Genomic DNA, 11,322 nt, shown 5'->3' with positions numbered 1-11,322 from the left:
AGATCCCTCATCAAGCTGACCGATGCCGATCCGTCTTACCTGCCGAACTTCTTCGACGATTCTGGGGACGGTTTCGACCTGGAGGATCGCGCCGCGTTGCGGCGGGTTCCCGGTCTCGCCACCGAGCTCGACGACGTCACCGAGGTCGAGTACCGGCAGCTGCGGCTGGAGCGTGTCGTCCTCATCGGCGTATGGACGTCGGGTTCCCCGCGGTCGGCCGAGAGCTCCATGGCGGAGCTCGCGGCGCTCGCCACGACCGCCGGTTCGGTGGTGCTCGACGCGCTCGTGCAGCGTCGCGACCGGCCGGATGCCGCGACTTACGTCGGTTCGGGCAAGGCCCGCGAGCTCGCCGAGGTCGTCGCGGCGACCGGCGCGGACACGGTGGTCTGCGATGGCGAGCTCACCCCGGGTCAGCTGCGGCAGCTGGAGGAGGTCGTCAAAGTAAAGGTCATCGACCGGACGGCCCTCATCCTGGACATCTTCGCCCAGCACGCGACCTCTCGCGAGGGCAAGGCCCAGGTCGAGCTCGCGCAGTTGCAGTACATGCTGCCCCGGCTGCGTGGGTGGGGTGAGTCGATGTCGCGGGCCGCGGCCAGTGGCGGCGGCCGGGCGCCCATCGGTACCCGCGGTCCCGGTGAGACGAAGATCGAGACCGATCGTCGGCGGCTGCGGGCCAGGATGGCGCGGTTGCGCCGCGAGCTCGCCGCGATGACGACCGTGCGGGAGACCAAGCGTTCCGCCCGGCGGCGGGGCGAGGTCCCCAGCGTGGCGATCGCCGGTTACACCAACGCCGGTAAGTCGTCGCTGCTCAACCGGCTGACCGGCGCGGGTGTCCTGGTCGAGGACGCGCTGTTCGCCACCCTCGATCCGACCGTGCGGCGGGCGACCCTGCCGGACGGCCGGGCCTTCACCCTGACCGACACCGTCGGATTCGTCCGGCATCTGCCGCATCAGATCGTCGAGGCGTTCCGCTCGACGCTGGAAGAGGTCGCCGATGCCGATCTCATCCTGCACGTTGTGGACGGATCATCGCCGGATCCGGCCGCGCAGATCTCCGCCGTGCGCGAGGTTCTCAACGACATCGACGCGGGCGGCGTTCCCGAGCTGATCGTCGTCAACAAGGTGGACGCCGTGGAGCCGACGGTCGTCGCGGGGCTGCGCCAGCTCGCCCCGGACGCCGTGTTCGTCTCGGCACGCACGGGCGAGGGGCTGGCCGCGCTGGTCGACGCGCTCTGTGCCCGGGTGCCGCATCCCGACGTGGAGATGCGCGTGCTCGTGCCCTACACCCGGGGCGACTTGGTCTCCCGGGTGCACGCGAACGGCGAGGTGCTCACGATGGAGCACACTGAGACCGGTACCCGGCTGTCCGCCCGGGTTTCCTCGGGACTCGCGGCGGAGCTGCACGCCTACCGGGCCTGAGCCCAGGAGCGATCAGACGCGAGGCAACCCGGCCGGCCGCCCGACGGGCGGCCGGCCGATCCACATCAAACCCTGCGGAGCACAGCCACGATCCGGCCGAGGATGGTCGCATCCTCACCGGGGATGTCGGCGAAGGCCGGGTTCTCCGGATGTAGCCAGATCTTGCCGGCCCGAACCCGCAGACGCTTGACCGTCGCCTCCCCGTCGATCATTGCGGCGACGATCTCCCCGTTGTCCGCGACCGGCTGCTGGCGGACGACCACCCAGTCACCGTCGCAGATCGCCGCGTTGATCATCGAGTCGCCGACGACCCGGAGCAGGAACAGAGTGCCCTCGCCGACGATCTCCCTGGGTAGCGGGAAGACGTCCTCGACCGCCTGCTCGGCCAGGATCGGGCCACCGGCGGCGATCCGGCCCAGCACCGGCACGTAGGCCGCGTCCGACTTGCTTCCTTCGGTGGTGCCCGGCGCCGCCTCACCGACGATGGGAATCGTGCCCGCCACCGTCGTCGCGCCCGCGCCCACATCCGCGCGTCGCCGGGGGTGCTCGACGGTCAGCACCTCCATCGCTCTCGGGCGGTTCGGGTCCCGCCGCAGGTAGCCCTTCTCCTCGAGCACCTTGAGCTGGTGAGCCACACTACTGGTGCTGGTGAGGCCGACCGCCTCACCGATCTCCCGCACGCTGGGCGGATATCCGCGCCGCTCCACCGCGGCCCGGATGACCTCCAGCACCTTGCGCTGCCGGGGGGTCAGGCCCGCGTCCGCGGGGCCTTCGGGAAAGGCTCGCACGTTGCCGCGGGTTCCGCCCCGGCGCGTACCCCTGCCTTGGCTAGTCATCGCTTACCGCTCTCCTCGTCGCGTTTTTCTTCCGCCGTGCGGCCACCGGCCGGCCGGTGGCCGCACGGCGGACCGTCCCGCTCCGGAAGCCGTCACCCACCGACTCGCCGCCGTCCGTGACCGAGGGAAACCGCCCGGTTCACACCCGATCGACTCGACGGTAACCGGCGGGTCGCAGAATCTCAAACGTCTGTTCGAGCGTGTTCCTGGCGGTTTCCGGTTCCCGATGCGACAATCGACCACGCGTTCGATCGAACGAAGGTTCGATCTTCGGCGTTCGGTGTCGTCGGAACGGGAGGGTGCCATGGGATCCGCACACAGGGCGCGGGTCGTCGACCTGTCGACGGCCAGGGACCGGGCGGGTCGCCGGCCGGCGGGATACCCGCCGGGTCGCCCGCCCGCACCCCCGCCGCTCCGGCTGACCCGGCGGGGTCGGGTGGTGGTGGTATCGATTGTCGTGGCGGTTGTCGTGGCGGTGGCAATCATGATCATGCCTGGGGTGTCGATCGCCGGGCCGGATGCCGCGGAGGCGCCGCGGCGCCATCTGGTCGTGCCGGGGGAGACGCTGTGGGCGGTGGCGGTGGCGCTCGACGAGAGCGCCGACACCCGGGTCGTGGTGGACCGGCTGATGCGGCTGAACCACCTGCGGTCGCCACTGATCACCCCGGGCCAGTCGTTACTCCTTCCCTGACGCCCGGCTTCCCCGGCTTCCCGGGTCCACGAGTGTCTCGGCGCGGGGGCTCGCGCACCGTCGTCTTTCGTCCACGTGCGGTGCCGCGTGCGGTGCGGACCACACGGACCATACGGGGGTGCTGTCCCCATCTCTGGGGCCGTGCGCTACCTTGGACACAACATCTGGTGCTTACCGGGGTGTAAGTCACCCACAGGTTGTTCCACAGGTCTTCCACGGGGAGCTGGCGGTCCATCCACAAGGTGGTCCGTCCGGCGTGGATGCCGGGTCCTCAACGGTGTCCCGTCGTCCCCGGTCCGGGGCGGTCGGCTCCGGCGCGGGCGAAGGAGGCGTAGCGCGTGCGGTGCCCGTTCTGCCGGCATCCGGACAGTCGCGTCGTCGACAGTCGGGAGGCCGAGGAGGGTTCGGCGATCCGCCGCAGGCGGTCCTGCCTGTCCTGCGGTCGCCGGTTCACTACGATGGAGGAGGCGTCCCTTCAGGTTCGCAAGCGCAGCGGGGCGGCCGAGCCGTTCAGCCGGGCCAAGGTCATCGCCGGTGTCCGCAAGGCCTGCCAGGGCCGGCCGGTGCGGGATGATGATCTCGCGCTTCTGGCGCAGCGGGTAGAGGATGCCGTCCGCTCGTCGGGGTCGGCGGAGGTGCCCGCGGAGGCGATCGGCCGGGCGATCCTCGGTCCGCTCCGTGAGCTCGACGAGGTGGCTTATCTCCGCTTCGCCTCGGTGTATCTGGCCTTCGAGTCGTTGACCGACTTCGAATCCGCGATCGTCGCGTTGCGCTCCGAGGCCGCCGGACCTCCCACCACGCGGGATGGACCAGCTCGACCGGTCCCGCGCGGCGCCGTCGATGCCTCGCCGGTGACCGGCACCCAGCAGGTACATAGCAGGTAGGGCCGGGACCACCCGGCCGGAAGCGTCCTACATCGCCCTGGTTCGTCGTGCCGGCCCGGTCCCGCCGGCGATGGGTGACATCCCGCGTCGCGGCCGTGCGAGGACCGCGGACCTCCCGGACGGCACACCTGCGGCCCGGCTCGACCTGGCTGGTGCCGTTCGTCATGCGTGTTCGCCGTGCGCGTGCTCGTCCCCGCGGGCACCGCCGTGCGCCGAGGCCCGGCCCCGCACCGTCCCGACGTCCGCTGGCGGCGGCCCGGGGCGGGGATGCCCACAACACATTGTTGAAGGTTGAAGCTGACGAGTGAAGACGAGGAGCGTCATGACCGACAGCCGCGGCACGAAGCCGAGCAGGTCAGCGGCGAAAGCGAGTGGGTTGAAGATCCAGCGGTCACGCACCACCGCCGGCGTCCACCCGTACGACGAGGTCACCTGGGAGTCCCGGGACGTCGTCATGACCAACTGGCGGGACGGCTCGGTCAACTTCGAGCAGCGGGGAGTGGAGTTCCCGCAGTTCTGGTCGGTGAACGCCTCCAACATCGTTACCAGCAAGTACTTCCGCGGGGCGCCCGGCACGCCGGGGCGGGAGTGGTCGCTGCGGCAGTTGATCGACCGGGTCGTGCACGCCTACGGCGCGGCCGGCCGCGAGCACGGCTACTTCGCCTCGGGCACCGACGCCGAGATCTTCGAGCACGAACTGGCCTGGATGCTGCTCCACCAGGTCTTCAGCTTCAACTCGCCGGTCTGGTTCAACGTGGGAACCCCCGCGCCGCAGCAGGTCTCGGCGTGCCAGCCCTATGATGCCCTCGTCAGCACGCCGTCCGGTCTGGTTCCCATCGGCGCCCTGGTGGAGGAGGACGCGGTGGGGACGAAGGTCTTCGACGCGCACGGTCTGACCCAGGTGATCGCGACCAAGTCCAACGGCGTCAAGGACGTCCTGCGGATCTGGACGAAGGCCGGTCACGCGCTCGACGTCACCGCCGATCATCTGGTGTGGCGGAGCACCTCCGCGGGTGCCGGGGCCTTTGTTCCCGCCGGCACGCTGCGGGCCGGGGACACCCTCGAGTGGCATCGCACCATCGCCCCTGGCGAGGGTGAGATCACCTCACGGGAGATCGCCGAGGCGGCGCTCGCGGGCCGGCTGCAGGCGGACGGTTTTGTTGGTCGGTACGCCGGTACGAACGCCTCGCTGACCATCGAGGCGATGACTGTGCCGACCTGGCTGTATGACGCTCCGCTGCCCGTTGTCGCGGCCTATCTGCGCAGCCTGTTCCAGGCCGATGGCTACGTGTCCCGCCGGGAGCGCTCGACGCTGATCGGGCTGGACATGATCAGCGAGGGCCTCATTCGCGGGGTGCAGGGCCTGCTCGCCCGGTTCGGCATCTTCGCGCGGGTACGCCGCGAGGCGGATCCGCGACCCGACCGCCACGACCTCTGGAGCCTGGGCATTCAGAACGCCGGTGACCGGCGGACATTCGCGGACGAGATCGGCTTCCTCGACCCGGTGAAGGCCGCGAAGCTGGAGGCGTCGTTCGATCAGCCCGGCCGGGCCGCGGAGCCGGTGAAGCGGTTGCAGATCGAGCGCATTGAGCCACGCGGGCCGATGCCGGTCTACGACATCCAGACCGACAGCGGCGAGTACCTCTCCGCCGGCCTACGTGTGCACAACTGCTTCATCCTCTCCGTGGACGACACCATGGAGTCGATCCTGAACTGGTACCGGGAAGAGGGGCTGATCTTCAAGGGGGGTTCCGGGGCCGGGCTCAACCTGTCCCGCATCCGGTCCTCGAAGGAGCTGCTGTCCTCCGGGGGCACCGCGTCCGGGCCGGTGAGCTTCATGCGCGGCGCCGACGCCTCGGCGGGTACGATCAAGTCGGGTGGCGCGACCCGGCGGGCGGCGAAGATGGTCGTGCTCGACGTCGATCATCCCGACATCGTCGAGTTCGTGGAGACGAAGGCCCGGGAAGAAGACAAGATCCGGGCGTTGCGGGACGCGGGCTTCGACATGGATCTCGGCGGCCGCGACATCGCCTCCGTGCAGTACCAGAACGCCAACAACTCCGTCCGGGTGACCGACGAGTTCATGCGGGCGGTCGTCGACGGCGGCGGCTTCGACCTGCGGGCCCGCCTCGACGGCCGCGTCCTGGAGACGGTGGACGCCCGCGGGCTGTTCCACACGATCGCCGAGGCCGCGTGGGCCTGCGCCGATCCCGGCATCCAGTACGACGGAACGATCAACGACTGGCATACCTGCCCCGAGAGCGGCCGGATCAGCGCCTCCAACCCGTGCAGCGAGTACGTGCACCTGGACAACTCCAGCTGCAACCTGGCCTCGCTGAACCTGCTGAAGTTCCTGCGCCCGGACCGCAGCTTCGACGCCGAGGCGTTCGTCGCGGCGGTCGAGCTGATCATCACCGCGATGGACATCTCGATCTGCTTCGCCGACTTCCCGACGCCGGAGATCACCAGGGTCAGCCGGGCCTACCGACAGCTCGGCATCGGCTACGCCAACCTCGGTGCCCTGCTGATGGCCAGCGCCCGGGCCTACGACTCGGACGGCGGCCGGGCGCTGGCCGCATCGATCACCTCGCTGATGACGGCCACCGCCTACCGGCGCTCCGCCGAGCTCGCCGGGATCGTCGGCGCCTACGACGGCTTCGCCCGCAACGCGGGCGCGCACCGGCGGGTGATGCGCAAGCATGCCGCCGCGAACGACGCGGTGCGCAGCGTGCACGCCGAGGACTCCCGGGTCCTCGCCGCCGCGTCCCGGGAATGGGCCCGGGCGCAGACCGTCGGTGAGAAGCACGGATGGCGCAACGCGCAGGCCAGCCTGCTCGCCCCGACGGGCACGATCGGTCTGGCGATGGACTGCGACACCACCGGCATCGAGCCGGACCTCGCCCTGGTGAAGATGAAGAAGCTGGTCGGCGGCGCCAGCATGAAGATCGTGAACCAGACGGTCCCGGCGGCCCTGCAGGCGCTTGGTTACCCCGAGGAGACCATCGAGGCGATTGTCGAGTACATCGCCGAGCACGGGCACGTCATCGACGCTCCCGGCCTGCGTCCAGAGCACTACGAGGTGTTCGACTGCGCCATCGGGGACCGCGCGATCTCCCCGATGGGCCATGTCCGCATGATGGCCGCGGTACAGCCGTTCCTCTCCGGCGCGATCTCGAAGACGGTGAACATGCCCTCGACCGCCACGGTCGCCGACGTCGAGCAGATCTACCTGGAAGGGTGGCGGCTGGGTCTGAAGGCCCTCGCCATCTACCGGGACAACTGCAAGGTCGGCCAGCCGCTGACCGACGTCAAGGGGGCGAAGCAGGCCGCCGAGCTGGCCGCCACCCCAGCTGGCACGGGAGACGGGGCCGGGACCGCCGGCTCCGCCGGGACCGCCGGCTCCGCCGGGACCGCCGGCTCCGCCGGCTCCGCCGGGACCGCCGGCTCCGCCGGGACCGCCCCGGTGGAGGTCGAGTACCGGCCGGTGCGCCGCCGGCTGCCGAAGACCCGCCCGTCGCGGACGGTGTCCTTCTCCGTCGGTGGGGCCGAGGGTTATCTGACCGCCGGCTCCTACCCGGACGACGGCCTCGGTGAGGTCTTCATCAAGATGTCGAAGCAGGGGTCCACCCTGGCGGGCGTGATGGACGCGTTCGCGATCGCCATCTCGATCGGCCTGCAGTACGGCGTGCCGCTGGAGGCGTACGTCAGCAAGTTCATCAACATGCGGTTCGAGCCGGCCGGGATGACCGACGACCCGGACGTGCGGATCGCCCAGTCGATCATGGATTATCTGTTCCGTCGCCTCGCGCTCGACTATCTCGACGCCGATCAGCGGGCCGAACTCGGCATCTCGACCGCGGCCGACCGGGCCCGTCGGGTCGCGGGTCACTACGGTCCCGCGCCGGCCGTGGCGGCCGGCGCGGGACCGGCGCAGCCCGCCGGGATCGACGACCCGGCCGGATCCCAGGGGGCCGCGGTGACCGGATCCTCGGCTTCCGTCGCCGATCGGGGTGACCCGGGCGTCCCGCCCGGTCCGGCGGTGGGGAACGGCCCGGCGTACGTGGCACGGGAGTTGCGGCTGGCACCGCCCGGTGAGTCGCTCGTCGCGCAGACCGTGGTCGATGCTCCGCTCTGCTTCACCTGCGGGGTGACCATGCGGCCAGCCGGTAGCTGCTACGTCTGCGAGCAGTGCGGTTCGACCAGCGGCTGCAGCTAGGCGTCGCAGCGGCCGGTCCGACCGGGTGCCCGGTCCGACCGGGTGCCCGGTCCGAGACAGCGCTCGGCGGTGTGGCTCAGCGCTCGGCGGCGAGGAGGTCGACCAGGAGCGCCGCGGTCCAGGAGAACCGGTTGCTGCCCGCGCCGGAACCGTCGAGGGGTGAGTAGTACTCGAACATCGCCCCGGACGAGGCGATCATGTCGATCGTGTTCTGGCGCAGGTTCTCCGCGGCGTCGAGCCGGCCGTAACGCTCCAGCCCGTCGGCGATCAGCCAGTTCATGTTGACCCAGACGGGACCCTGCCAGTAACACCGGGGAAGGAAGCCCGGGTCGTCGAGCGGCACGCTCGCGATGCCGAACCGAGACCAGTAGCGCGGTGAGGTGAGCGTCTTGACCATCTCGTCGACCCGGTCCTCGGGCACGACCCCGGCATAGAGCGGCAGGAACCCCGAGATCGTCTCGTGGCGCAGCAGCGTTCCCGTCCGGAAGTCGCGGCTGTAGTAAGTGCCGTCGGTGTGGAGCCGCTCGATCGCCTCGCGCGTCCTGTGCATGGACCGCCGCAACCGGGCGGGGATGGTCTGGCCGATCTCGGCGGCGATGGCGGTGAGGTGCTCGTTGGCCCGGATGAGGATCGCGTTGAAGGCGACGTCCTGGACGAGGGGGACGATGGTCCGGCGGATCTCGCGGAAGTTGTAGTGCGCCCGCCGCAGCTCACGCACGATCCGGTAGAGCGTGAACAGGTCTCCCGAGGTGAGCCGCTCGTCGGGGGGGACCTCCTTGGAATCGCGCCGCAGCGCGTCCATGGCGTCGCCGCCGTTGATCCGGCGCAGTGCCCGCACCCCCAGCGGAGCCGCCGGTCTGGTGATCTCCATCCAGGCCGGCGTGTTGTCCATCCCCGACTCCCAGGAGTGGACCAGTGTGACGAGACCGTCGTCGTCGGGGTCGCGTTCGAGGTAGAGCCACGTATGGAAGCGCAGCAGGCCGGGGAGCAACGCGCGGTAGAAGGCGTCGCGGGCGGATGGCGTCATCATGGCGGCGATCCGGACGGCGGCTTCGGCGATCATCGGCGGCTGGGTGACCCCCGTGCTCTGCACTCCGCCGGCCGTTGTGGTCACCCGGTCGCAGCGCCAGCGCTGCGGACCGGCGTGATAGAAGTCCGAGGTCTCCGCGAAGATCACGTGGGGGATCATGCCGTTTGGCCACTGGCCTCGCAGCAGCGAGAGGACCTCCTTGGCGGCCCGTCCCGGGTCGAGATGGCGCAGTCCGATCGCGATGAAGCAGCTGTCCCAGAGCCACTGGTGCGGGTAGAGCGTCGGGGAGGGCCGGGTGATGTCGCCGAGGTCGTTGTCTCGTAGCACGTCGATCGCGGTTTCCCGTAGTGCCGCCAGGTCTGCGGGAAGGCTGGGGACGGACATCGTGTGAGAGTAGCGGTTACACGCTGTGCACAGAGGCAGGGCCCGTCGGGTGTGGCCCGCCTAACGGAATCGCCGTTCTCGAGTGCCTCGGCGTGGGGGCGGCACCGGGTGGCGTGGGTGGGCACCGGGGCGGCGTCGGCGGCGCCCGCGTCGGCCCGCCGGTCGTTCCGTCTCGGTGGAGAGCCCGGGGCCGGGTCGCGGGTGTCGGCTTGCCGACTACCGTTACGGGTTAGCACCGACCGGTGATCGTCGGAAAATATGGCACGGATGGCAGAACACAAAAAACTTCTACGATGAGTAATGTACCTGTTGCTTATGGTTGTCGCTGGCCTGATCCGCAGGGTGCGCGGCCACTGGAGAAGCTCAGGAGAGTTCGCGGTTCGCGCCACAGGGCGGAATCTGCCAGGTAGTCTTCGCGGCAGCGAGTGCAGCGTCTCGAGGGCTAGGGTCTACACTGCTTGGTAGGCCCGGCGATCGCTGATGTCCGGGTGTGCCTGCACGGGGAATGGTTCCGCGTCTTCGTTCGTTACCTCCCACGTGCACAGAACGAGACGACCCACCCGCACCGACCATCGGATTTGCCACTGATGACGCTGCCTGCTCTGGAATTTGCCGAGCGCACCGATGACAACCGCCCGCGCAGCCCGCGGCGCGCCCGTCGGGCCGCTCCTCCTGTCCGCACCGCTCCCAGCCGTTCGCTGGCCGCTGTTCCCGACGATACCGACGAGCTCGACGCGGGCGCGGTGGCCGAGGTCATCGCCCGTGGTCGCGAGGCCGGCGAGATCAGCCGCTCCGAGCTGCGTGACGCGCTCGAGTCCGCGGACCTCGGTATCGAACTGTTGCCCGTTCTCATCGCGCGCATCAACGCCGCTGGCGTCGAACTCCTCGACGAGGAGGATGCGAGCGATGACGCCACCGCCGCCAGCCGGTCCACCGCCGAACACGCGGGTACCGCCGACCTCGTACGCATGTACCTGCGCGAGATCGGCAAGGTGCCGCTGCTCAACGCCGCCCAGGAGGTCGAACTCTCCAAGCGGGTCGAGGCGGGCCTGTTCGCCGAGTACAAGCTCGAGAGCGTCCCCGACCTGCCCGCCGACCTTTGTCGTGACCTCGGTCTGCTCGTCAAGGACGGCCATGCCGCCAAGCAGCAGCTCGTCTCGGCGAACCTGCGGCTGGTGGTCTCCGTCGCCAAGAAGTACAGCGGTCGCGGGATGACCTTGCTGGACCTGGTCCAGGAGGGCAACCTCGGCCTTATCCGCGCGGTGGAGAAGTTCGACTACGCCAAGGGCTACAAGTTCTCGACCTATGCAACCTGGTGGATCCGCCAGGCCATCGGCCGGGCGCTCGCCGACCAGGCGCGGACGATCCGCATCCCGGTCCACGTGGTCGAGCAGATCAACAAGATTACCCGGTTGCAGCGCCAGCTCGTCTCCACGCTCGGCCGTGAGCCGACCGACGAGGAGCTCGCCCTCGAGCTGGACATGCCGATCGAGCAGGTGGTGGAGCTGCGCCGGTATGCGCAGGACACCGTCAGCCTGGAGACCTCGGTCGGCGACGACGGCGACTCCGTGCTCGGCGACTTCATCGAGGACTCCGACGCGACCTCCCCGGCGGACGCCGCCTCCTACGGCGCCATGCAGGACGAGATCGATAACGTCCTCGGTGGCCTGAGCCCGCGGGAGCGCGAGGTGATGCGGCTGCGCTTCGGTCTCGCCGACGGCAAGCAGCACACCCTCGCCGAGGTGGGCAACCGGCTCGGCCTGACCCGTGAGCGCATCCGTCAGATCGAGCGGGACACGCTTCGGGAGCTGCGCAAGCCCGCCGTCGCCGGTCGGCTGCGCGAGTTCCTCGACTGATCGATC

The 11,322-nt window shown here is 69.9% G+C and carries 7 protein-coding genes; 5 read left to right on the top strand and 2 right to left on the bottom strand.

Going from position 1 to position 11,322, the window contains the following annotated elements:
• Nucleotides 1-9: 9 nt before the first annotated feature.
• Nucleotides 10-1,419, top strand: a complete 1,410-nt coding sequence (gene hflX / locus AC08OV_RS09200; protein WP_476619545.1) for a GTPase HflX — start codon at nucleotides 10-12, stop codon at nucleotides 1,417-1,419.
• Nucleotides 1,420-1,484: 65 nt separating this feature from the next.
• On the opposite strand, the gene lexA is transcribed toward hflX, so the two are convergent.
• The gene (gene lexA, locus AC08OV_RS09195) at nucleotides 1,485-2,255 is read right to left on the bottom strand and encodes a transcriptional repressor LexA (RefSeq protein WP_476613599.1); all 771 of its coding nucleotides are present in this window, start codon (nucleotides 2,253-2,255) and stop codon (nucleotides 1,485-1,487) included.
• Nucleotides 2,256-2,559: 304 nt separating this feature from the next.
• On the opposite strand from lexA, the gene AC08OV_RS09190 reads away from it, so the two are divergent.
• The 3 genes from AC08OV_RS09190 (at nucleotide 2,560) to AC08OV_RS09180 (ending at nucleotide 8,046) form a co-directional block, all read left to right on the top strand.
• The gene (locus AC08OV_RS09190) at nucleotides 2,560-2,946 is read left to right on the top strand and encodes a LysM peptidoglycan-binding domain-containing protein (RefSeq protein ID WP_476592083.1); all 387 of its coding nucleotides are present in this window, start codon (nucleotides 2,560-2,562) and stop codon (nucleotides 2,944-2,946) included.
• Nucleotides 2,947-3,284: 338 nt separating this feature from the next.
• Nucleotides 3,285-3,830 carry a transcriptional regulator NrdR gene (nrdR, locus tag AC08OV_RS09185; protein WP_476613600.1) on the top strand — a complete coding sequence of 182 codons (546 nt, stop codon included), beginning with the start codon at nucleotides 3,285-3,287 and terminating at the stop codon, nucleotides 3,828-3,830.
• Between the two features lie 322 nt (nucleotides 3,831-4,152).
• Nucleotides 4,153-8,046, top strand: coding sequence for a vitamin B12-dependent ribonucleotide reductase (locus AC08OV_RS09180; protein WP_476619541.1), 3,894 nt, complete (start codon nucleotides 4,153-4,155; stop codon nucleotides 8,044-8,046).
• A gap of 76 nt (nucleotides 8,047-8,122) precedes the next feature.
• Here AC08OV_RS09180 and AC08OV_RS09175 read toward each other — a convergent pair whose 3' ends face one another.
• Nucleotides 8,123-9,460, bottom strand: coding sequence for an amylo-alpha-1,6-glucosidase (locus tag AC08OV_RS09175; protein WP_476613603.1), 1,338 nt, complete (start codon nucleotides 9,458-9,460; stop codon nucleotides 8,123-8,125).
• A 587-nt stretch (nucleotides 9,461-10,047) separates the two neighbouring features.
• Here AC08OV_RS09175 and AC08OV_RS09170 point away from each other — a divergent pair.
• Nucleotides 10,048-11,316 (top strand): sigma-70 family RNA polymerase sigma factor, encoded by a 1,269-nt coding sequence (locus tag AC08OV_RS09170; protein ID WP_476592079.1) that lies wholly within the window; start codon nucleotides 10,048-10,050, stop codon nucleotides 11,314-11,316.
• The last annotated feature ends 6 nt before the right edge of the window (nucleotides 11,317-11,322 follow it).

The sequence above is a fragment of the Frankia sp. CeTa3Moorea genome, from assembly GCF_978021225.1.
The sequence above is the reverse complement of the archived record's forward strand: the minus strand, read 5'-3'. Positions and strand labels throughout refer to the sequence as shown.